Here is a 21,318-nt window from a genome sequence, read left to right as displayed (position 1 = left end):
CCCACCGCGAACCGATCATCCTCGGCGCCGTATCGAGGGACGGTCCACGGCTGCGCGCCGGAGCGCCGACCTACTCGGCGAACAATTCCTCCGCCGTCGTTACCACCACGGCCCGGCGGATCCAGTGAGCCAGCCGATCGGAATCCGCGCATCCGGTGATACGGGCCCGGTCCTGCTCCGATACCTCGATCCCACGCGCATCGAGCACCTCGAGCAGAGCCCGCGCCTCACCACGCTGCTCCCCGCGCAGCTGCCCGTCGGCGAAGTATTTGCGGGCATATTCGCTCTGATACCGATAGTCGTGGAGTCCGGCGGTCATCAGCGCCTCCCAAGCAGCTCGGGCAGCCTTCGGCAGCCTCGAAAGGATGAAGTCATAGTACAGCGAAGCACGGTCGACACTCATCGTGCTGAGCGCGGCGAGCAGAGCCTCGAAGACCGCACGGTTCTCGGGGTGGGTGGGGTGCGCCAGCGCGGACAACACGGCGAGTTCGGGTAGTTCGGTGGCGGTGTCGAGATCGGTGATCACCGGGACGCCGGACGGGTCCAACACCAGCGGCGACAAGCGTGCGGCCGGATGCCCATAGCCGAAGTCGATCGGCTCCGCCGCCCAACGTGCGGTGCGTCTGTCGGGACACAGCACAAGCAGCACGGTTGGGCACTTCCATCGCGCCCGCAATGCGGACACATAGACCGGCCAAGACCACAGCTTGTCCGGATCAGGGCGTAATTGGATCTCTACGACGACCGCCAGCACCGGTGAGTCCGCCCCGTGGAACACCGCAACCGAATCCGCATGGTATTCGGTGGGTGCGAGTACGGGAAGTTCACCGGATTCCGTCCGGACCTTCTCGTAATCGGGCAGTCGACAACCCAGACCGGTCAGCAGTGGAGCGATCATCTCCGGCTGGTTCCGGAACAGATCGATGATCACCTCGTGGTGCTGGGACGGCATGCGGGGAGCGTAGGCGGGCATTTCGGCGCGATCCCAATGGGTTTCGCGCGTCGCGGAGCGGCTCGCCGAGGCGCTCGGCGTGTCAGGTCGGCGCCACGCCGGCGGCGCGAGGGACCGGTCTGCGGTGGGGCGGGCTACTATCCCTGGGCCGGTCGGCGGCGGTGCCGACGGGCGGGCGGATGCGGTGCGGTGGGGACAGGGTGCGCGGGTTCGGGGCGGCCGACGATTTCCCCTCGCAGGCGCACCCTTCATTTCATGCGGGAATATGGCGCTGACCAGCGCACATACGGGAGGGGTTAACGCAGGGCCCGGAGAGCGGGATAGTTGAGTGCAGGTCGGTTGTCGGCCGGTTGGCCGGTGAGGAGCGGGCGTTGAGCAGGTTCACCGAGGAGATGTACGCGACGGCGCAGGAGACCACGCGCGGGCTGGTGACCGGGGAACCGGATGCACCACGACGGCAGACGTGGGCCGAGATCCATCGGATCGCGCGACGGATGGCGGGCGGCCTTGCCGCTGCCGGAATCGGGCACGGCGATGCCGTCGGCGTGCTGGCCGGGATGCCGGTCGATATCGCGCCCGCATGTCAGGGCGTATGGATGCGCGGCGCGTCGATCACCATGCTGCATCAGCCCACGCCACGGACAGATCTCGCGGTATGGGCCCGCGATACCGAGACGGTGCTCGGCATGATCGAAGCGCGGGCGGTGATCCTCGGCGCACCGTTCGAGGCGGCCGAGCCGCTGCTGCGTGAACGCGGTATCGCCGTGGTGCGGGTCGACCAGTTGCACGAGGGCGCCGATACCGACCCGGTTCCGACCGGCGAGTCCGATATCGCGCTGCAACAATTGACTTCGGGCTCCACCGGTTCGCCGAAGGCGGTGCGGATCACCCACGAGAACTTCTTCGTCAACGCCTACGCCATGTTCAATCGGGTGAAGTTCCAGCTCGACAATGATGTGATGGTCAGCTGGCTGCCGCTGTTCCACGATATGGGTATGGTCGGATTCCTCAGCGTCCCGATGCAATTCGGCGCCGAGGTGGTCTGCGTGACGCCGATCGACTTCCTGCAACGGCCCATCCTGTGGGCCGAGCTGATCGACCGCTATCGCGGCACCGTCACCGCGGCACCGAATTTCGCGTACTCGCTGCTGGCCCGGCGCCTGGACCAGGTCGAAGGCTCGAATCTGGATCTGAGCTGTGTCCGCTATATGTGGAACGGCGCCGAGCCGGTCGATCCGGACACCATGGACAAACTGGCGGTGGCCGGAAAACGCTTCGGCCTCAACCCGATGGCACTGACACCGGTCTACGGTATGGCCGAGACGACGCTCGCGGTCTCCATTCCCGATCCAGGGCACGGCCAGGTGCTCGATATCGTCGACGCGGATCTGCTGGAAGCTCTCGGCAAAGCCGTCCCGGTGCATGATCAGGGCTCCCATCACGGCAATATCCGCAGGCTGCCGACGCTCGGCTACCTGGTCGACGATCTGGAGGGCCGGATCGTGGACGCCGAACGTCAGCCGCTGCCCACCCGCTCGGTGGGCGTGATCGAATTGCGCGGTCCCGCCGTCACTTCCGGATATGTGACCGTCGAGGGGTTCCGTTCCGCGCAGGATGCCGACGGCTGGCTCGACACCGGTGATATCGGCTACTTCACCGAGGAGGGCATGATCGTGGTCTGCGGCCGGATCAAAGACGTCATCATCATGGCGGGCCGCAATATCTTCCCCACCGATATCGAGCGGGCCGCCATGCGCGTGGCGGGCGTGCGCCCCGGCAATGCGGTCGCGGTGCGATTGGACGCGGGCCAGAAGCGGGAGAGTTTCGCGGTGGTGGTGGAGAGCAACGACCACCACAATCCGGACGAGGTCAAACGCATCGAACGCGAGATCGTGCACGCGGTGGTCTCCGAGGTGGGCGCCCGCCCACGCACGGTCGCGGTGCTCGGCCCCGGCGCCCTGCCGAAGACCTCCTCGGGCAAGCTCCGCCGTGCCGCCACCGCGGTGCACCTGCGTTAATGCAGTTGGTTCTGCGCGGTTTCCAACCCGACCCGCAGCAGTAGCTCCACCGCATCGGCCGCCTGCTCGACCAGGACCGGCACTTCCTTGCGCTCCGGCGCGGAAAAGGGCTTGAGCACATAGTCCGCCGGATCCTGCCGACCCGGCGGGCGGCCGATGCCGATGCGGGTGCGCAGATAGTCCTTGGTGGTCAGCGCCTGAGACACCGAGCGCAGACCGTTGTGCCCGCCCTCGCCGCCACCGCGTTTGAGCTTGATCGCACCGAACGGCAGATCGAGTTCATCGTGCACGACGATCACCTCGGTCGCGGGCACGGAGAAGAAACGGGCCAGCGCGGCGACCGGGCGGCCGGACAGGTTCATATAGGTGCGCGGTTTGGCGATCAATACCTGACGACCGTCGAGCCGGGCCGTGAGCAGATCGGCGCCGGACTTCTTGTGCACGCTGAAACGGCCGCCGACGCGCTCGGCGAGCACGTCGGCGACCAGAAATCCCACATTGTGCCTGGTGCGCTCGTATTCGCTGCCCGGATTTCCGAGGCCGACGACGAGCGCGGGCGTGGAGTCGGTCATCGAGACAACCGATCCGTGATCCTTATTCGGCGCTCTCGCCCTCGGCTTCGCCTTCGCCTTCACCCTCGGTCTCGGCAGCGGCGGCCGGGGCGGCGATGACGTTGACGATCAGGGTCTCACCGTCGACGGCCAGGCTGATGCCCTCGGCCAGCTGGAGGTCGGCGGCATTGATCTGGGTACCGGCCTCGACACCCTCGACGGAGACCTCGATGGTCTCGGGGATGTTCAGCGCGTCGGCCTCGATGGAGACGGTGGTGGCGTCCTGGGTGACCAGGGTGCCGGGAGCCGCATCGCCGACGATGGTGATGGTCACGTCGGCGGTGACCTTCTCACCCTTCTTGATGACGAGCAGGTCGGCGTGCTCGATGTAGCGGCGGATCGGGTGCACGACGACCGACTTGGTCAGCGCCAGCTGCTTCTTACCGTCGATGACGAGGTTGAGCACCGCGTTGGTGCCGTGCTCACGCAGGATCGCCGCGAACGCCTTGGCGTCGAGCGCCAGGTGCTGGGGATCGGACTGGTGGCCGTACAGCACGGCGGGGACGTTGCCGTCACGACGGGTGCGGCGGGCCGCGCCCTTGCCGAACTCGGTGCGGACTGCGGCTTCGAGAAGGTTGGCGTCGGACATGACCTGATCTACTCCTACGGCTCTTCCGGGCTGGTCAACTGTGGGTGCCAGGGACGTGAGAGTCCTGGCTCGGTTGGTCTACTCGTCGGGCGAAGACAACAACGAGGACGGCCGGAAGCCGAGCCGCGTCGATCACGGTGTCGCAAAAGTCTGCGGTCACCCTCGCCGAGACAACCTGAACACCATAGCGCAAGCCCCGCCGAGCACCGGAATCGGGTGGTCAACAACCCACAACGGTCGGTAACCCACCAATTTTCGAGCGAAGCGAGACCGAGCACAGAGTTCGCGGCCCGTCTCGCGTCTCCGCGGCCGCTGGGCAAGCCGAAGGCAAGCAGCGGCAGCGGAGACGCGAGACCCAAAGGGGCCGCGAACACGCGCCGCCGCAGGCGGCGCAAATTAGACACAGTACGCTGGACCGGTTGCTATTCCTCCTCGCATCCCCGAAAGGTTGCCGCTGTTGACCGCCTCCACTGACGGCGTCTCGTCCGGTTCACGCGGGCTGCCCGCCGAGGTGTCGAGGCGGCGGACCTTCGCTGTGATCTCGCATCCGGACGCCGGTAAATCGACGCTCACCGAGGCGCTCGCACTGCACGCGCGGATGATCTCGGAAGCGGGTGCCATCCACGGTAAGGCCGGTCGCAAGTCCACGGTCTCGGACTGGATGGAGATGGAGAAGGCGCGCGGTATCTCGGTCAGCTCGACCGCGCTCCAGTTCAACTATCGCGCCGCGGGCTCCGATGTCGACCATGTGATCAATCTGGTCGACACCCCCGGCCACTCGGATTTCTCCGAGGACACCTACCGCGTCCTGACCGCCGTGGACGCCGCGGTCATGCTGATCGACGCGGCCAAGGGTCTGGAGCCGCAGACGCTGAAGTTGTTCCAGGTGTGCCGTCATCGCGGCATCCCGGTGATCACCGTGATCAACAAATGGGACCGGCCGGGCCGGGCGCCGCTGGAGTTGCTCGACGAGATCGATGAGCGCATCGGGCTGACCCCGACGCCGCTGTTCCTCCCGGTCGGCATCGCCGGTGATTTCCGCGGCCTGCTGCGCCGCGGCGTCGAGGGTGCGGCCGTCGAATACATCCATTTCACCCGCACCGCTGGCGGCGCCACCATCGCGCCGGAGGAATCGCTGAGCCCGGAATCGGCCGAGGCGCGCGAGGGCGAGGCGTGGACCACCGCCGCCGAGGAGAGCGAACTGCTCTCGGCCACCGGTCAGGACCACGATCAGGAAATGTTCCTCGCCGGGCAGACCTCACCGGTCATCTACGCCTCGGCCATGCTGAACTTCGGGGTGCGCCAGCTACTGGAGACGCTGGTGGCGCTGGCGCCCGCACCGGCCGCGCGCCGTGATGTCGAGGGCGGCGAGCGCGCAACGACCGACCCGTTCAGCGCCGTGGTGTTCAAGGTGCAGGCGGGGATGGATACCGCCCACCGCGACCGGCTGGCCTTCATGCGGATCGTGTCCGGTGAGTTCGAGCGCGGCATGGTGGTCACCCATGCCCAGACCGGACGCCCGTTCGCGACGAAGTACGCGCTCACCGTGTTCGGCCGGGAACGCGCGACCGTCGACACCGCCTATCCCGGCGATGTGGTCGGCCTGGTGAACGCGACCGCGCTGGCGCCCGGACACACGCTGTTCGTGGACAAGAAGGTGGAGTTCCCGCCCATTCCGTCCTTCGCACCGGAGCATTTCGCCGTGCTGCGGGCCCAGAGCGCGGGCAAGTACAAGCAGTTCCGCAAGGCGATCGACCAGCTCGACTCCGAGGGCGTGGTGCAGGTCCTGCGCAATGAGGCACGCGGCGACGCCTCCCCCGTGCTCGCGGCGGTCGGTCCGATGCAGTTCGAGGTGGTCACCGCCCGGATGCAGGGCGAATACAACGTCGAGACGCAGCTGGACCATCTGCCCTACACACTGGCCAGGCGCACCGACGCCGCCTCCGCCGACGAACTCGGCCGCCAGCGCGGGGTGGAGGTGTTCACCCGCAGCGATGGCGCGCTGCTCGCGTTGTTCAGCGATAAATGGCGGCTGCAATACATCGAGAAGGAGCATCCGGGGCTGACCCTGGAACCGCTCGTCGCCACCGCCGACTGAGCGGCCTGTTCAGCCCGCTTCCGGCTCGCGTTCCACCGATTCGAGCCCGGAGTCCCTGGCGATCAGCCCCCATCGGCTGGAGGTCAGCCGCAGGCTCGGCAGGTCGCTGAGCGAGAGCACCACTTCATAGGTGCGTTCGTAGCCGGTGTGCGATATCCGCCAGTGCCCGTCATCGCAGCGGGTGTAGCGGTCGGAGTAGAACGCCGCACCGCGCAGCAGCATGTTGTGTTCGGGAATGAGCACCGTATCGGCCAGGTACCAGGTGCCGGTGGCCGCATCGCCGTCGATATCTATTTCGGGGTGATCGCAGCGATGTTCGGTGATGACGTGCGGTCCGAGCGTATTGCGCATGAAGGCGATGAACGCCTCGCGGGATTCGAATTGCAGATATTCGCTGTAGGTGGCCGTCGCCTCCGCGACCATGGTGTCGGCGAACTCGTCCCATAGTTTGGTGTCGAGTGTCCGCAGATAGCGGTACTTCAACCGGCAGATCTCGGACACGTCGTCGCGCGCGCCGTTCTCGGGCGCCGGAGTCGGCCCCGGTATCCGCCCGAACAGAACCCGGCCCACCGGCTCCGGTTCTGCGCCCGACTCGGAGTCCCTACGCTCCTCGTCCTGGTCCATACCTCAACGATCCCACCAGCACACGGGCATACTACGGTATTGGGCCAGATCTGTATCAGATCGCTATCACCGGGCGAACTCGCCCACCGTGTGCGAGGCGCGATTCTCAGCCGCCGATGGTGAAACAGGTGCGGCAGAAGTCCTCGCCGAATTCGGTGAGTCGCAGACTCTTGCGCACGATCTTGGGCGCCCGACCCGCCTTCTTCAACGCCGCCTCTACCAGCGGCTGCACCTCGAGCACCATATAGCGGCTCAGCACCACCGGATCGTCGGAGGTCAGTGTCAGGCCGAGGCGGTTGAGGTTGATCAGATACGAGCGGGCCCGGTCCGGATAGCGCACGCCCGCCTGTTCCGGCACCGAGGTCAGATCACCGGAGACCAGCTCCGAGCCGATCCCGAGCGGACGGTTGGTGCGCACGTCCACCGACGGCTGTGGGCCGTTGAGCGCCATGAAGCGCAGGATGCGCGCCTCATCGGGGGCGAGTTCGTCGAGGATGCGGTCGTAGGCCGGGTGCACGTCCTCGGTGAAGTAGACATCGGCCGAACGGGCCAGCAGCGCGTCACCGCGCCTGCGCAGCTCGTCGACATTGGCCGAGCGCAGGTACGAGGCCATCGGGATGGACTGCTGCCCGGAGTTCTGCTGGGTGGGCACATAGCTGACGATCTCGCGCACCGAGCCCTCGGTGACACCGAGCGCGCTGCGCGCGATCGACCGCAGGGCGTTGCCGGTGCGTTCGGCGATCTCGGCCGAGGATTCACCGTCGAGCGCGGCCTGGGTGATCTCCCTGGTCATCTCGTAGGAGGTCTCGACCGCCCACTGACCGCCGCGCACCACGGTGCCTGCCGCCAGTCCGGCGGCGCGGAACACACCGCGGATCAGCCGGGCCTCATTGCTGATCTGCCGCTGTTCGACATCCGAGCTGCGTTCCACAGCACGGGAACCGGCCCGGGCCACGTCCTGTCCGGTCCTGTCGTCTGCCACGTCGTACTCCGATGTATCGCCAGGTGAACGAATCCGCTCACAGATTATTGCCCACCAGTCACGATCAGATGTGGTGGTGGTCATTGTCCCCACCTTCGGGTTGAACCACGACATCACAGGGGGACACTGTGGTAAACGTCTCAGACACTACCTGTGGTGCGCCGCACTCGCGCTTGGAGTCGGCGCCGCACGTCACATAGGGTCCTGCTGCCGACGGGGTGCTAATTTGAGGTGCCGGTGAGGCGGCGATCACCGGTGAATCGGCAGGAGGGTGTCGTGCTAGAGAGTGTGTTCGGGGTCCATCCCACGATCCTCCTTGAACTTCTGACGATTCCTCTTTTCACAGGCGTCATCGGCTATATCACCAACTGGACCGGTGTGCTGATGCTGTTTCGGCCGATCGCCTTCCACGGCATTCACGTTCCAGGCTTGCGCGCGCTGTATCCATTCCTGCCCAAGCGAATTCAGGTGTTGCCGCTGCTCAGCTACGACGGGCGTATGGGCTGGCAGGGCATCGTGCCCTCGCGTGCGGACAAAATGGCGAGCATCGCCGTCGACAAGGGTCTGTCGAAACTGGGCAGCGTCGCCGATTTCTATCGCGAACTCGAACCCGACGCCCTCGCCGAACATCTGGCCAGCATCGCCGACGATCAGATCCACGACATCGTCGAAGAGATCCTGCGCCGCGAACACCCGCAGCTCTGGTACAACCTGCCCACCCAGGTGCGCGATATGGTGCACGACCGGGTGCGCGCCCAGCTGCCGGAAATCCTGCGCGAACTGACCCAGGAACTCGGCGCGAACATCGATCAGCTGCTCGACGTCAAGCAAATGGTCATCCGCTATTTCCAGGCACGCCCCCAATTGCTCAACCAGTTGTTCCAGGTGCTCGGCGCCAAGGAACTGCGGTTCATGCAGAACTTCGGCTTCTACTTCGGCGCGCCGATGGGCGCGGTGCTGGTCGCGATTCTGCATCTGACCGGCTGGCCGACCCTCGCGGTACTGCCGATCGGCGGCGTGATCATCGGCTGGGTGGTGAACTGGGTCGGCATCAATATGATCTTCGCGCCCGCCGAGCCGAAATGGTGGTGCCCGTGGCGTCAGGGCCTGCTGATCAAGCGGCAGCCCGAAATCACCGCCGGCTACGCCGAATTGGTATCGGGCCAGGTGGTGACGGTCGCGAATATCGGTGACGAACTGTTGAACGGTCCGCGCTCGGATCGCACGATGCAGATGCTGGAGGACACCCTGCGCCCGGCCGCCGACCGCGCCCTCGGTCCGGCCCGCAGCGCGGTGAAGTTCGTGCTCGGCAGCCGCGAGTACAACGCCCTGCAATCGACGCTGACCACCGAGGCCATGTCCATCGCCCCGATCGCGTTCGCCGACCCGGACTTCAACATCCGCCAGGGCAGGCAGATCAACGACTACATCGCCAAACAAATGTCGGTCCTGTCCCCGACCGACTTCGTGGAAATGCTGCGATCGGCGATCAAACAGGACGAATGGTTGCTTTTCGTCCATGGCGGTGTGCTCGGGCTCTTCGCCGGATACGCTCACATCCTGATCTTCGGGACAGGAGTGGCCACTACATGGATGTAACGGACTCGGCGGAATCGGCGGCGTCTTCGGATTCCGGCGAGGACAACGAGCCGAAAGCCGCGTCCGCGGCGGCATCCACCGAGGTGGCGCGCCTGTTCGAGCACGAGCCCGTGCCGGCGGCGCGCGCCAACCCCCTCACCACCGTCCGCACCGCCACCGGCGTGGTGCGGGTGGCGTGGTCGACGGTGACGGGAGCGGCGGGCTGGGGCGTCGGCACCGTGCTCGACGTGACCGGGACGGTCGTGCGGCGCAGCGCCGCCGGCGTGCCACCGGCCGAGATCCGCGCCGAAGCCGAGGCCGAGGTGCGCCGCGCGCTGCGCCGGGCCCTCGGACTTCCCGAGACGGAGCGTCGAGGAGGTTCCGGCGGCACGCCGACGCTGCGGGAACAGGGCGCCGCACTGCTGCGATTGTCGGCGAGCACCCACACCGACGACGACGGACATCCCGCGTTCGCGAATATCCTCGCCGAGATCACCCCCGACGAGGCGCGCATTCTGCGCTATCTGCGGATGGACGGCCCGCAGCCCTCGCTCGAAGTGCACGGTGGGCGGCTCGGCAGGCTCGGCGCCGAACGGCTCGGCCTGCGCCAGGAATCGGGGCTCACCCTGCTCGGCGAGCACGCCGGTCTGCGCTTCCCCAACCGCATCCAGCATTATCTGACCAACCTGCGCCGGCTCGGGGTGATCGAACTCGCCAAGGAGCCGGTCGGCAACCCCAACCGTTATCAGCTGCTGGAGGCGCAATCACCGGTGCGTGATCTGCTGAAGCGCTCCGGGTTCGGGACCAAGGTGTCCTACCGCAGCATCATCCTCACCGGCTTCGGCGAGGAGTTCGTGCAGACCTGCCTGCCCGTCGTATTGCACGAAGGGCCCGCCGCCGAGACGAGCTGACGCGGCGGCGGTGCGGCCCAGGCGTCGCAGCGGCTCAGGCGTCGTCGGCGAGTTCCATCCAGCGTTCCTCGGCCGATTCCTTCTCCGCCAGCACCTGTTTCAGCTCCGCACCCAAGGTGAGCAGCTTGTCCGGGTCGGTGGCGGCATCGGCCAGGGCCGCGTGCAGTTTCTGCTCGCGTTCGCCGAGCTTGTCGATGGCGCGTTCCAGTTTGGCCAGTTCCTTGCGCGCGGCGCGGTAGGCGGCCGAATCGGTCACGGGGGCAGCGCCATCGGCGGGTTTGGCGCCGCCGGACGGGCGGGCCTGCCGCGCTTCGCGGCGAGTCAGGTACTCCTCGATACCGCCGGGCAGATTGGTCAGCTTGCCGTCACCGAACAGCGCCCAGGTGGAGTCACAGATGCGTTCGATGAGGTAGCGGTCGTGACTGATCACCACCAGCGTGCCCGCCCAGTTGTCGAGCAGATCCTCCAACTGCTGGAGGGTATCGATGTCGAGGTCGTTGGTCGGCTCGTCGAGCAGCAGCACATTGGGTTCCGACATCAGGATCCGGGTGAGCTGCAAACGGCGGCGCTCACCACCGGACAGATCGCCCACCGGGGTGCGCTGGCGCGCCGGGGTGAAGCCCAGCCGTTCGGCCAGTTGGCCGGCCGATATCTCCTTATCGCCCAGCATGATCCGCATCGCGATCTGCTGTACCGCCTCGAGCACGCGCATATCGGTCGGCAGATCGTCGAGTTCCTGACGCAGCCAGCCGATCTGCACGGTCTGGCCCTGGATCCGCTTACCCGCGGCAGGTTCCACGTCGCCGGCGAGGGCGCGCAGCAGGGTGGTCTTGCCCGAACCGTTCACGCCGACCAGACCGACCCGCTCGCCCGGTGCGAGCCGCCAGGTCAGATCGCGCACCAGTTCGCGTCCGTCGGGGGTGGTGAGGGTGGTGTCCTCGAGTTCGATCACCACCCGGCCGAGGCGTTTGCGGGCGAAGGCGCTCAGTGAGACGCTGTCGCGCGGCGGCGGCACATCGGCGATGAGCGCCTCGGCCGCCTCCACCCGATACCGCGGTTTGGAGGTGCGGGCCTGCGGACCGCGGCGCAGCCAGGCCAGCTCCTTGCGGGCCAGATTGCGGCGGCGCGCCTCGGAGGCGTCGGCCTGCCTGGCGCGTTCGGCGCGGGCGAAGATCCAGTCGCCGTATCCGCCCTCGTAGCTTTCCACCTTGCCGCCGACGACCTCCCAGGTCTGCGTGGCGACGGTGTCGAGGAACCAGCGATCGTGGGTGACAACGACCAGCGCGCTGCGCCGGGCCAGCAGATGATCGGCCAGCCAGCGCACGCCCTCCACATCCAGGTGGTTGGTCGGCTCGTCGAGCACCAGCAGGTCGAGATCGCGCACCAGCGCGGCGGCCAGCGCCACCCGGCGGCGTTCCCCACCGGAGAGGTTGGTGACCACCGTGTCCAGGCCGAGGTCGGCGATGCCGATGCCTTCCATCACCGAGCGGATGCGCGGATCGGCAGCCCATTCGTGTTCGGCGACCGAATCGGTCATGGCGTCGACGGCCAGTCCGGCCAGCACCACCGATCCGACGGTGGCGCCCTCGGGCAGCACACCGCGCTGGGTGACCACGGCCACACGCAACCCGCCGACCCGGCTGACCCGGCCGCTGTCGGGTTCCTCGATACCGGTCAGCACCTCGAGCAGGGTGGTCTTCCCGCCGCCGTTGAGGCCGACGACGCCGATGCGCTCGCCCGCGTGCACACCGAGTGAGACGTCATCGAGCAGCGGCTTGATCCCGAAACTCTTGCTGACCTGTTCGAGGTTGATCAGGTTGGACATGAAACCTTTCCGTGCCTTACCGGGCGTCGTGGGGCGCCGCCCTCGTCGAGGCCGGTCTTCGCACCTGCCCGGAGCAAGGGTACCGACCGGACCGTCCGCGCCACCGCCCGGTGATCGACGGCGGACATGACGCCAGGAATCCCCGATCACCAGCGGGCCTGCCCGCACCGCGCGCCCGATCGTGGCGCTCCGGACGGATCGAGGACCTCAGCCGATTCTGCCGCCGTCGCGAGTGGGCTGTGGGTGTGGGCCCTCACCGCCGACCACCCGCGCGCCGGGCACCGGGCCGGTCGCCGTGCGCACACTGCGGCTCACCCCGGCACCGGCCAGTTCCGCCGCGACGGCGACGGCGGACTCCTCCGATTCGCACAGGAACGCGCAGGTCGGCCCGGAGCCCGAGACGAGCCCGGCCAGCGCACCCGCGGTCACCCCGGCGCGCAGGGTGCGGCGCAGTTCCGGCTTCAACGACACCGCGGCGGCCTGGAGATCGTTACCGAGCAGCGGGGCAAGCTGTTTCGGATCGCCGGAGGCCAAGGCCTGCATGAGATCCTGTGGCGCGCCGAGCCGTGGCGGCTCCCCGATCTCGCGCAGCCGATCGAGTTCGGCGTACACCGCCGGGGTGGACAGACCGCCCTTGGCCAGGGCGATCACCCAGTGGAAGGTGTTGCGCGACAACACCGGAAGCAATCGCTCGCCGCGTCCGGTGCCGAGTGCGGTGCCGCCGTGCAGGGAGAACGGGACGTCGCTGCCCAGTTCGGCGGCCACGGCGGTGAGTTCCTCGCGGGACAGGCCGAGATCCCACAGCTCGTTCAGCCCGACCAGCGCGGCGGCGGCATCGGCGCTGCCACCGGCCATACCGCCCGCCACCGGAATGCCCTTACTGATCGCGATCTCCACCAGCGGCGCACGACCCGCCAGATGCGCCAGGCGCACAGCCGCCTTCCACACCAGATTGGTCCGGTCGGTCGGCACCTCGGCGGCGCCCTCGCCGGTGACCCGCACCGTCAGCGAGGCCGATGGCGCGATCTCCAGATCGTCGCTCAGCGACAACGCCTGGAAGACGGTGGTGAGATCGTGATATCCGTCGGGGCGCAGGTCACCGACTCCGAGATGGAGGTTCACCTTCGACGGCGCACGCACGATGACGGGGCTCGGCACAACGGACAGCACGGTGACCAAGCGTAATGGGTGAATACGACAGGCGCGCGTGTCGAATGCCGGGCGAGCGGCGGCTAGAGCAGCGCGCCTCCGGTGGCGTCGATCCACTGACCGGTCACCCACCTCGAATCGTGGGACGCCAGGAACGCGACGACATCGGCTACCTCCGCGGCCTGCCCGACCCGACGCAGCGGCGACAACCGCACGACTTGTTCCTGCGCGGTGGGATCGTGCAGCCAGCCCGCGTTCATCTCGGTGTCGATGACGCCCGGCGCCACCGCGTTCACCGTGATCCCGCGCGGACCGAGGTGCTTGGCCAGTGCGGCGGTGAAGGAGTCGATGGCCGCTTTGGTCATGGTGTAGGCGATGAGTTCCGGCATCGCGGCGCCGTGGGTGAGGCCGGTGGAGACATTGACGATCCGCCCGCCGTCACGTAACCGGTCGAGTCCGTGTTTGACGATGAAGAACGGCGCCTTCGTATTCACCGCGAACACCCGATCGAAGGCGGCCTCATCGGTGGCCTCGATGGGTTCCCTGATGCCATCGATGCCAGCGTTGTTGACGATGATGTCGACGCCGTCGGCGTGGGCGTCGAATGCGGCCCAGAGCCGTTCGGCGTCGCCGGGCACCCCGAGTTCGGCCTGGATCGCGAAGGCGGAACCACCCGCTGCCTCGATTGCCGCGACGGCCTGTTTCGCGGCCTGTTCGTTTCCGTTGTAGTGCACCGCGACCCGCGCGCCGTCGCGGCCGAGCCGTTCGGCGATCGCCCGTCCGATCCCACGGCTGCCGCCGGTCACCAACGCCGTTTTCCCCGCCAGTACTCCCATGGCCGGAACCTTTCTCTAGTGTTCGCTACAGAAAGGGACCGTAGCACATTATCTAGCGGCCGCTATAGAATGAATCGGTGAGCGCATCACCCAGGGGGCGCCCCCGCTCGTTCGACCGCGAAGCCGCACTGGACAAGGCGACGCGCCTGTTCTGGACCCACGGCTACGAAGCAACCTCCATCGGCGACCTGACCTCGGCCATGGGCATCGGCGCACCGAGCCTGTACGCGGCCTTCGGCGACAAGGCGACACTGTTCGCCGAAGTGGTGCGCACCTTCGGCGAGCGATACGGCTCTTTCACCACCGCCGCACTGGCCGAGGAGCGCACCGCGGCCGATATGGTGCGCCGGATACTGCGCGAGGCGGCTTCCGAGTACACCCGCGCGGATTGCCCACACGGATGCCTGGTGACGAGCGCGGGGATCAACACCACCAGCGAAGAAGTCGCCGAGCTCCTGCGCGGCATCCGCAACAGCAATATCCGCGCCTTCACCGAACGGATTCAGGCCGATATCGACGCGGGCCTGCTACCGGAAGACACGAATGCCGCCGCGTCGGCCCGATATGTCGGCGCGGTCATGTTCGGCATGTCCCAGTCGGCCAGGGACGGTGCGACCCGAGCGGAATTGGCCGCGGTGGCGGAAATCGCCGCGGCACACTGGATCAGCACCGCACCGACACTTGCGCACTAATACCCCTTAGGGGTATGTTCGTCGGTGTCGGGGATACCCCCGGACCGTATTATGGATCGCGAGCGAAGGAGTGGACATGGCCACCAGCACCTACACCGTCACCGGAATGACCTGCGGGCACTGCGTCGGTTCGGTGAAGGCCGAGATCGGCAAGATCGACGGCGTCACCAGCGTCGATGTCGATCTGGCTTCGGGCCTGGTCTCCGTCGACAGCGCGGCCCCGCTGGCCGATGCCGATGTCGCCGCCGCGGTCGACGAGGCCGGATACGCGATCGCGAGCTGATACCGGACGTTCGCCGCGATCGACGGGCGCTACTGCCGCTGTTCGTGTCGTACTCGGCACAGGACGCTCCTGAGGGGCGATCGTGACCGAGCCGACTCCGGGCAGCGGCAGTAGTGCACCCGGACCCGACCGCGATCAGCCCTGGTCGGCCAATCGAACGAAGGCCGCGGTATCGAGCGTCTCACCGCGCGCGGTCGGGTCGATACCCGCCGCCGTCAGCCGACGTTCGGCTTCCACGGGCGAACCCGCCCATCCGGACAGCGCGGCCCGCAATGTCTTCCGGCGTTGGGCGAACGCGGCGTCCACCACGGCGAACACCTTCGCGCGGTGCGCGGCGTCCATCGACCACGGCGGTTCGGCGTAGCGGTCGATGCGCACCAACCCCGATTCCACCTGCGGCACCGGCCAGAACACCTGCCGCCCCACCGCACCCGCGCGGCGGACGGCGCCGAAGAATCCCGCCTTCACGCTCGGCACCCCGTAGATACGTCCACCTGGCGTCGCCGACAGCCGGTCGGCGACCTCGGCCTGCACCATCACCAGCGAGGTGGTGATGCTCGGCAGTTCGGCCAGCAGATGCAGCAGCACCGGTACGGCCACGTTGTACGGCAGATTCGCCACCAGCGCGGTCGGCGCGGCGGGCAGGTCATCGGCGCGCACCCGTAGCGCGTCGGCCTCGACGACGGTGAGGTTCGCGCTCAGCCGCGGCGCACGGTCGGCGACGGTGACCGGAAGATGTTTCGCCAGCACCGGATCGATTTCGACCGCCACCACGGAATCGACCACATCGAGCAGCGCCAACGTCAGCGAACCGAGCCCTGGCCCGACCTCGAGCACCGTATCGTCGCGCCCCACCCCGGCCGCGGTGACGATGCGGCGCACCGTATTCGCATCGTGCACGAAGTTCTGGCCCAGCTGTTTGGTCGGCCGCACACCGAGCTGTTCGGCCAACGTCCGCACCTCGGCGGGGCCGAGCAGTGCGGCGCTACCGCGGGCGGAGACTTCGGCATCGGACACCCGATGAACCTACCAACTCCCGCGCCCGGCCCCGGCCACCCGGCCGGTCCGGGCGGACCTCGGGATCAGCGTGCGGCGATCGGTGCGAGGAAGGCGTCGATCGCCGCCCACATCTGCGGGTTCAGCTCGGTGTGCTCACCGGTGCCGAGAACGGTCCTGAAGTCGGTGCCGTTGGCCGCCAGCTGGGCGATCAGCGCCGCGTGCAGCGGCGAGGGCACCACGGTGTCGGTAACATTGATCAGCAGCAGGATCGGCGCGTCGTAGCCCGACACCGGCACCGTGAGGTACTCGGTGTAGGCGGTGCGGATGGGCTCATCCGACAGCGGGCGGGCCAGCAGATCACCGATGCCGAGGCCTTCGACCCGCTCGATGATCCGGTCCAGGCACATGGTGCCCACCTCGTCCAGCACGGCCCTGCCCAGCGGGGTCAGATAGTCGTCGACGCGCGCATCGGGCCGCGCCGCACGTAGTCCGGCCAGGATGCTGACGAAGAAGCTGATCGCGCCATCGGTACCGTCCACCGCCGGGATGACGGGACCGGCCAGCGGCAGCACCTTCTCGACATCGGATTCCGGATCGGCCGCGATGGTGCCGCGGAAATCCAGTTCCGGCGCGTAGGTGGACTGGAGGTGCCCGGCGCCCAGCGCGGCCTGTCCGCCCTGCGAGGCGCCGAACGCCACCCAGGTGCTCGACAGCTCCGGATGGGTGGCGCGGGCCGCGCGCAGCAGATCGAGAGTGGCGGTGGCTTCCGAACGCACCTCCAGGTACGGATGCGGACCGGTGTCGAAGCGGCCGAGCCCGAGGTAGTCGGGCGCGACGACGGCGAAGCCCTTGTCGACCAGGCGCCGCAACATCGTCGACTGACGGCTCTGCAAGGAGGGGAATGGTGCGGTCTCGGGCGTCGATATCCCACCGCACCCCCTACCGAGCCCGCTGGTGCCGTGGTCGTAGGCGATGATCGGCCAGCCACCGGGCGGCGGTGTGCCTTCCGGCAGGAACAGCGCGCCGCTGGCCGGGCGCGGTGTGCCGTCGGAGGCGGCCATCCAGTATTCGATGACCGAGCCGTCGGCCATTCCGTGCCATCCGGTCGGCTGCGGGATCACCGAGATCACCGAGCCCGCGGGCTCCGCCACGGCGGGCCCGCCCACTCCGGTGAGCACGGCTCCGGCCGCCACGGCAACGGCGAGCGCCGTCCGCCCGGCGATGTGCAGCAGATTCATCCATCGCTCCTCTGCCCCGACCACATGGTGACAAACCGGGACGAGTGTAGCGATGAGCGCGACGGTTTCGGCGGATATGCCGCGAGCGCCACCCTGTCGTCGAAGTGGCGCTCGCGATATCCGAACCTGTCTAACTCAGGCCCAGACGACTGGTGCAGGACGGCCAGGCGCCCCAGCCCTGCCGGGCGCGGGTGACCTCGGCGATGGCGATCTGTTCCTCGCGGGTGGCGAGGTCGGCGCGCGGTGCGTATTTGAGTCCGCCCTGGCGCTGCCAGGTGCTCTGGTCGAACTGGATGCCGCCGTAGTAGCCGTTGCCGGTGTTGATCCGCCAGTTGCCGCCCGCTTCGCATTTTGCCAGGGCGTCCCAGATGTCGCCGTTCTGAACCGGCGGCACTTCGGTGCCCGGCTTGGCGCCCTTGCGGATGGTGCGTGGCTGCGCGGGCACCTTGACGTCGGAGGAGACCATCTCGCGAGCGACTTCCTGCCCGTTGACCATGGTGACCTCGAAGGTGGCGTCGTGCACACCCGCTACACCGGGGTTCTCCACCACCGTGCGGCTCATGTTCATGTCCGGGTCTTCGATGATGTGCTCCGGCGGGGCGAGCGGCAGCGTCTCGGTCCGGGTCTCGATCTGCTTGCGGGTCACCGTGATCCGCATATCGTCGGCCGGCCGGGTGTCGGCGGCGGGTTCGACGACATCGTGGTCGCTCAGTGGAGCCCCGGCGAGGGCGAGCAGATCGCGGACGGTGGGGGCGGCCAGCCGCATCCGGTGCGGGGCGGCCTCGCCGTCGATCACCGAGACCGTCCGCGGCGTCGCGACGGTGAGCGCGGCGCCGTCGAGCGACAGCGCCTGACTGCGACCGCGTTCGACGAATGCGTCCTCGGCGATGCCGAGCTGCTCCATGGCCGCGCCCGCGGTGCGGCCGGTGGTCCAGACCAGTTCGGTCTTGCCGTCGAGGGTCAGTTCGATTTCCCTGGCCCGCTCGACGGTGATGGTTGCGCCGTCGGCGACGTCCGAATCGAGCGCGGGCGAGACCATGTCCCGCTCGGTCGGCTCGTAGCCCGCCGCCTTCAGCACTCCGCGCACATCACGCGACATGGTCGTCTGCGAGGATTTCGCGCCGTCGACGACGACGGTGACGGTTTTGCGATTCACGATCGCCATGGCAGCGCCGATGATCAGAATCATCAGCAGCGCCGCAATCGCCGCGTACAGCAGCGGCGACCGAGACGAGTTGATCCTCGCTAAAGGGGACATGGTCACAGGACGATAACGAAGACCCGCGAAACCGACAACCGCACGCCGTGGAGCAGCGGTTTTTCACATTACGTTCAGATATAGACGGCGCAGGTAGATTACAAACCCGACAACGAAAGTGACCTGAGACACATTTTTATTCGGAGCCGCAAAACGCTATTCGGCGCCGCCGGAAATGGGTTCAGATTCCGTACACGCGGCATGCGTTCGCGGTGGTGATCTCGGCCAGCTCACCCGGATCCTGACCGCGCACCTGCGCGAGCGCCCGCATCGTGTACGGCAGGCAGTACGGCTCGTTCGGCGCGCCGCGGAACGGATGCGGCGTCAGATACGGCGCATCGGTCTCCACCAGCACCAGCTCATCTGGCACCACCTTCGCCGCTTCGCGCAGCTCGTGCGCGTTCTTGAAACTGACCGTCCCGGAGAAGCTGAGCAGATACCCCTCGGCGACGCAGGCCAGCGCCATGGTCGTATCGGAGGAGAAGCAGTGGAAGATCACCGTCTCCGGCGCGCCCTCGTCCAGCAGCACGGTGAGCAGATCATGATCGGCTTCGCGGTTGTGGATCATCAGTGGTTTGCCGCTGCGTTTGGCCAGGTCGATATGCCAGCGGAAGCCTTCCACCTGGGTCTCGATATCGGCGCAGCCGTCGAGCTTGCCCGGCCAGTAGTAGTCGAGACCGGTCTCCCCGATCGCGACCACCCGCGGGTCGGCGGCGAGGCGCTCCAGCTCGGCCTTCGCCGCGTCGTCGAGGGCATTGGCACGGGTGGGATGCAACGCGACCGCGGCGAATACCCGCTCATCCCACTGCGCGGCCCGCACCGCCCACTGTGCCGCGGCGAGATCATCGGCCACGGTCACCACCCGACCGACCCCGACCGCCGCGGCTCGATCCACCACCGCCCGCACCGATTCGGCATCGCTTGCGCCGCAGGCATCCAGATGCGTGTGCGCGTCGATCAGCGGAGCCAGCGGCTCGGGCGCTGCGGGCGCGGGGCGTGCGGCGCTCATCGGCGCGCACCGCCCGTCGCGGCGTCCCGGCCGTGCACTGAGGGGATATTCACGCGAAGGTCAGATGGCACGCGCATTACAGTAGATGCACCATGACCGAGCGCAGCGAGCCTATCGAGGCACCAGCCTTCTACATCACCACGGCCATCGCGTACCCCAACGGTGCGCCGCATATCGGGCACGCCTACGAGTACATCTCGTCGGACGCCATCGCCCGCTTCAAGCGCCTCGACGGTTACGACGTGTTCTTCATGACCGGCACCGACGAGCACGGCCAGAAGATGCAGCAGGCCGCCGCCACCGAGGGCATCCCGGTGGAGGAACTGGCGGCGCGCAACTCGGATGTGTTCGAGCAGCTGGACAAGGCGCTCGACATTTCCTTCGACCGGTTCATCCGCACCACCGACGCCGATCACGAGACCGCGAGTATCGCGATCTGGGAGCGGATGCTCGAGGCGGGCGATATCTACCTCGACAACTACTCCGGCTGGTATTCGGTGCGCGACGAGGCGTTCTACACCGAGGAGGAGACCACGCTGCTCGACGACGGCAGCCGGATCTCCACCGACACCAAGACGCCGGTGGAGTGGACCGAGGAATCCAATTTCTTCTTCCGGCTGTCGAAGTATCAGGACAAGCTGCTCGAGCTGTACGAGACCCATCCCGAATTCATCGCACCGGCCACGCGGCGCAACGAGATCGTCAGCTATGTCAAGGCGGGGCTGAAGGATCTGTCGATCTCGCGCACCACCTTCGACTGGGGTGTTCCGGTGCCCGGCCATCCCGATCACGTGATGTACGTCTGGGTCGACGCGCTCACCAACTACCTCACCGGCGTCGGCTTCCCCGACACCGAATCGACTGCGTTCCAACGGTTCTGGCCCGCCGATGTGCACATCATCGGTAAGGACATCACCCGCTTCCACACCGTGTACTGGCCCGCGTTCCTCATGTCGGCCGGGGTGCCGTTGCCCAAACGCGTGTTCGTGCACGGGTTCTTGTACAACAAGGGCGAGAAGATGTCGAAGTCGGTCGGCAATGTGATCGACCCGCTCGCGCTGGTCGACACCTACGGACTCGATGCGGTCCGCTTCTTCCTGTTGCGGGAGATCTCCTACGGTCAGGACGGCAGCTACAGCCATGAGGCGATCGTCGGCCGGATCAATGCCGATCTGGCCAACGAATTCGGCAATCTGGTGCAGCGCAGCCTGACCATGGTCGCCAAGAACTGTGATGCCGCGGTCCCGACGCCGGGCGAATTCACCGACGACGACCGTGCGCTGCTCGACCGCGCCAACGGCCTGCTGCAACGCTGCCGCACCGAATTCGACACCCAGCAGCTGCATCTGGCGCTGGAAGCGATCTGGCTGACCCTCGGCGAGACCAACCGGTACTTCTCCGCGCAGGCCCCGTGGGCGCTGCGCAAATCCGGTACCGAAGCGGATCTGGCCAGAATGGCGACGGTGCTGTACGTGACGCTGGAGGTGGTGCGCATCGTCGCCATCCTGGTCCAGCCGGTGATGCCCGGTTCGGCGGCCAAGATCCTCGATCTGCTGGCCCAGCAGCACCGGACCTTCGCCGATATCGCGAGGCCGCTGGTCCCCGGGGTGGCGCTGCCCGCGCCGGAGCCGGTGTACCCGCGCTATATCGAACCGAAGGACTGAGC

The 21,318-nt window shown here is 67.4% G+C and carries 19 protein-coding genes; 7 read left to right on the top strand and 12 right to left on the bottom strand.

Annotated elements, in window-relative coordinates; all coding sequences use genetic code 11:
* Positions 1-70: 70 nt before the first annotated feature.
* On the bottom strand, positions 71-952 hold the full coding sequence (locus QH168_RS11575; protein WP_280234591.1) for a hypothetical protein: 882 nt from the start codon (positions 950-952) through the stop codon (positions 71-73).
* A 371-nt stretch (positions 953-1,323) separates the two neighbouring features.
* On the opposite strand from QH168_RS11575, the gene QH168_RS11570 reads away from it, so the two are divergent.
* Positions 1,324-2,970 (top strand): fatty acyl-AMP ligase, encoded by a 1,647-nt coding sequence (locus tag QH168_RS11570; protein WP_280234590.1) that lies wholly within the window; start codon positions 1,324-1,326, stop codon positions 2,968-2,970.
* Here the strand turns inward: QH168_RS11570 and pth are convergent.
* Both pth and QH168_RS11560 read right to left on the bottom strand, forming a co-directional pair.
* On the bottom strand, positions 2,967-3,542 hold the full coding sequence (pth, locus tag QH168_RS11565) for an aminoacyl-tRNA hydrolase (RefSeq protein ID WP_280234589.1): 576 nt from the start codon (positions 3,540-3,542) through the stop codon (positions 2,967-2,969). The two genes, QH168_RS11570 and pth, sit on opposite strands and share 4 nt — an antisense overlap.
* 22 nt (positions 3,543-3,564) lie before the next feature.
* A complete protein-coding gene (locus QH168_RS11560) occupies positions 3,565-4,170 on the bottom strand; it encodes a 50S ribosomal protein L25/general stress protein Ctc (protein ID WP_280234588.1) in 606 nt (201 codons plus the stop codon).
* Between the two features lie 457 nt (positions 4,171-4,627).
* Here QH168_RS11560 and QH168_RS11555 point away from each other — a divergent pair, with 457 nt between their 5' ends.
* The gene (locus QH168_RS11555; protein ID WP_280234587.1) at positions 4,628-6,268 is read left to right on the top strand and encodes a peptide chain release factor 3; all 1,641 of its coding nucleotides are present in this window, start codon (positions 4,628-4,630) and stop codon (positions 6,266-6,268) included.
* A gap of 9 nt (positions 6,269-6,277) precedes the next feature.
* On the opposite strand, the gene QH168_RS11550 is transcribed toward QH168_RS11555, so the two are convergent.
* Positions 6,278-6,892 (bottom strand): nuclear transport factor 2 family protein, encoded by a 615-nt coding sequence (locus QH168_RS11550; protein ID WP_280234586.1) that lies wholly within the window; start codon positions 6,890-6,892, stop codon positions 6,278-6,280.
* Positions 6,893-6,998: 106 nt separating this feature from the next.
* The gene (locus QH168_RS11545) at positions 6,999-7,874 is read right to left on the bottom strand and encodes an Abi-alpha family protein (RefSeq protein WP_280234585.1); all 876 of its coding nucleotides are present in this window, start codon (positions 7,872-7,874) and stop codon (positions 6,999-7,001) included.
* Positions 7,875-8,150: 276 nt separating this feature from the next.
* Between QH168_RS11545 and QH168_RS11540 the strand changes: the two genes are divergently transcribed.
* On the top strand, positions 8,151-9,473 hold the full coding sequence (locus tag QH168_RS11540) for a hypothetical protein (RefSeq protein ID WP_280234584.1): 1,323 nt from the start codon (positions 8,151-8,153) through the stop codon (positions 9,471-9,473).
* Complete coding sequence (locus tag QH168_RS11535) at positions 9,464-10,363, top strand: Abi-alpha family protein (protein WP_280234583.1); 900 nt, start codon at positions 9,464-9,466, stop codon at positions 10,361-10,363. The genes QH168_RS11540 and QH168_RS11535 overlap by 10 nt, the downstream gene beginning before the upstream one ends.
* Positions 10,364-10,397: 34 nt before the next feature.
* On the opposite strand, the gene QH168_RS11530 is transcribed toward QH168_RS11535, so the two are convergent.
* The 3 genes from QH168_RS11530 to QH168_RS11520 all read right to left on the bottom strand — a co-directional run bounded on the left by QH168_RS11530 (position 10,398) and on the right by QH168_RS11520 (position 14,173).
* Entirely contained in the window at positions 10,398-12,188 is a 1,791-nt protein-coding gene (locus tag QH168_RS11530) for an ABC-F family ATP-binding cassette domain-containing protein (RefSeq protein WP_280234582.1), read from the bottom strand.
* A 207-nt stretch (positions 12,189-12,395) separates the two neighbouring features.
* Complete coding sequence (locus tag QH168_RS11525; protein WP_280234581.1) at positions 12,396-13,358, bottom strand: 4-(cytidine 5'-diphospho)-2-C-methyl-D-erythritol kinase; 963 nt, start codon at positions 13,356-13,358, stop codon at positions 12,396-12,398.
* A 62-nt stretch (positions 13,359-13,420) separates the two neighbouring features.
* Positions 13,421-14,173 (bottom strand): SDR family oxidoreductase, encoded by a 753-nt coding sequence (locus tag QH168_RS11520; RefSeq protein WP_280234580.1) that lies wholly within the window; start codon positions 14,171-14,173, stop codon positions 13,421-13,423.
* A 77-nt stretch (positions 14,174-14,250) separates the two neighbouring features.
* Between QH168_RS11520 and QH168_RS11515 the strand changes: the two genes are divergently transcribed.
* Together QH168_RS11515 and QH168_RS11510 are read left to right on the top strand one after the other, a co-directional pair.
* The gene (locus QH168_RS11515; RefSeq protein ID WP_280234579.1) at positions 14,251-14,865 is read left to right on the top strand and encodes a TetR/AcrR family transcriptional regulator; all 615 of its coding nucleotides are present in this window, start codon (positions 14,251-14,253) and stop codon (positions 14,863-14,865) included.
* A gap of 76 nt (positions 14,866-14,941) precedes the next feature.
* Entirely contained in the window at positions 14,942-15,148 is a 207-nt protein-coding gene (locus QH168_RS11510) for a heavy-metal-associated domain-containing protein (RefSeq protein ID WP_280234578.1), read from the top strand.
* Positions 15,149-15,283: 135 nt separating this feature from the next.
* On the opposite strand, the gene rsmA is transcribed toward QH168_RS11510, so the two are convergent.
* The 4 genes from rsmA to QH168_RS11490 form a co-directional block, all read right to left on the bottom strand.
* A complete protein-coding gene (rsmA, locus tag QH168_RS11505) occupies positions 15,284-16,165 on the bottom strand; it encodes a 16S rRNA (adenine(1518)-N(6)/adenine(1519)-N(6))-dimethyltransferase RsmA (RefSeq protein WP_280234577.1) in 882 nt (293 codons plus the stop codon).
* A 65-nt stretch (positions 16,166-16,230) separates the two neighbouring features.
* Positions 16,231-17,385: a lipase family protein gene (locus QH168_RS11500; protein ID WP_280234576.1), complete on the bottom strand. Its 1,155-nt coding sequence runs from the start codon at positions 17,383-17,385 to the stop codon at positions 16,231-16,233.
* 130 nt (positions 17,386-17,515) lie between these two features.
* The gene (locus QH168_RS11495; RefSeq protein WP_280234575.1) at positions 17,516-18,643 is read right to left on the bottom strand and encodes a resuscitation-promoting factor; all 1,128 of its coding nucleotides are present in this window, start codon (positions 18,641-18,643) and stop codon (positions 17,516-17,518) included.
* A 181-nt stretch (positions 18,644-18,824) separates the two neighbouring features.
* Entirely contained in the window at positions 18,825-19,652 is an 828-nt protein-coding gene (locus QH168_RS11490) for a TatD family hydrolase (RefSeq protein WP_280234574.1), read from the bottom strand.
* Positions 19,653-19,744: 92 nt separating this feature from the next.
* Here QH168_RS11490 and metG point away from each other — a divergent pair, with 92 nt between their 5' ends.
* Positions 19,745-21,316 carry a methionine--tRNA ligase gene (metG, locus tag QH168_RS11485; protein WP_280234573.1) on the top strand — a complete coding sequence of 524 codons (1,572 nt, stop codon included), beginning with the start codon at positions 19,745-19,747 and terminating at the stop codon, positions 21,314-21,316.
* Positions 21,317-21,318 lie beyond the last annotated feature (2 nt).

The organism is Nocardia cyriacigeorgica (assembly GCF_029868385.1).
Taxonomy (GTDB): domain Bacteria; phylum Actinomycetota; class Actinomycetes; order Mycobacteriales; family Mycobacteriaceae; genus Nocardia; species Nocardia cyriacigeorgica_F.
This window is presented reverse-complemented; position numbering and strand designations above follow the sequence as displayed.

What these genes read in the sequence shown, in the direction of transcription:
- QH168_RS11575 (WP_280234591.1), bottom strand. Translation starts at nt 952, where the DNA reads ATGCCGTCCCAGCACCACGAGGTGATCATCGATCTGTTCCGGAACCAG.
- QH168_RS11530 (WP_280234582.1), bottom strand. Translation starts at nt 12,188, where the DNA reads ATGTCCAACCTGATCAACCTCGAACAGGTCAGCAAGAGTTTCGGGATC.
- pth (WP_280234589.1), bottom strand. Translation starts at nt 3,542, where the DNA reads ATGACCGACTCCACGCCCGCGCTCGTCGTCGGCCTCGGAAATCCGGGC.
- QH168_RS11560 (WP_280234588.1), bottom strand. Translation starts at nt 4,170, where the DNA reads ATGTCCGACGCCAACCTTCTCGAAGCCGCAGTCCGCACCGAGTTCGGC.
- QH168_RS11500 (WP_280234576.1), bottom strand. Translation starts at nt 17,385, where the DNA reads ATGAATCTGCTGCACATCGCCGGGCGGACGGCGCTCGCCGTTGCCGTG.
- QH168_RS11550 (WP_280234586.1), bottom strand. Translation starts at nt 6,892, where the DNA reads ATGGACCAGGACGAGGAGCGTAGGGACTCCGAGTCGGGCGCAGAACCG.
- metG (WP_280234573.1), top strand. Translation starts at nt 19,745, where the DNA reads ATGACCGAGCGCAGCGAGCCTATCGAGGCACCAGCCTTCTACATCACC.
- QH168_RS11520 (WP_280234580.1), bottom strand. Translation starts at nt 14,173, where the DNA reads ATGGGAGTACTGGCGGGGAAAACGGCGTTGGTGACCGGCGGCAGCCGT.
- QH168_RS11490 (WP_280234574.1), bottom strand. Translation starts at nt 19,652, where the DNA reads ATGAGCGCCGCACGCCCCGCGCCCGCAGCGCCCGAGCCGCTGGCTCCG.
- QH168_RS11535 (WP_280234583.1), top strand. Translation starts at nt 9,464, where the DNA reads ATGGATGTAACGGACTCGGCGGAATCGGCGGCGTCTTCGGATTCCGGC.
- QH168_RS11495 (WP_280234575.1), bottom strand. Translation starts at nt 18,643, where the DNA reads ATGTCCCCTTTAGCGAGGATCAACTCGTCTCGGTCGCCGCTGCTGTAC.
- QH168_RS11510 (WP_280234578.1), top strand. Translation starts at nt 14,942, where the DNA reads ATGGCCACCAGCACCTACACCGTCACCGGAATGACCTGCGGGCACTGC.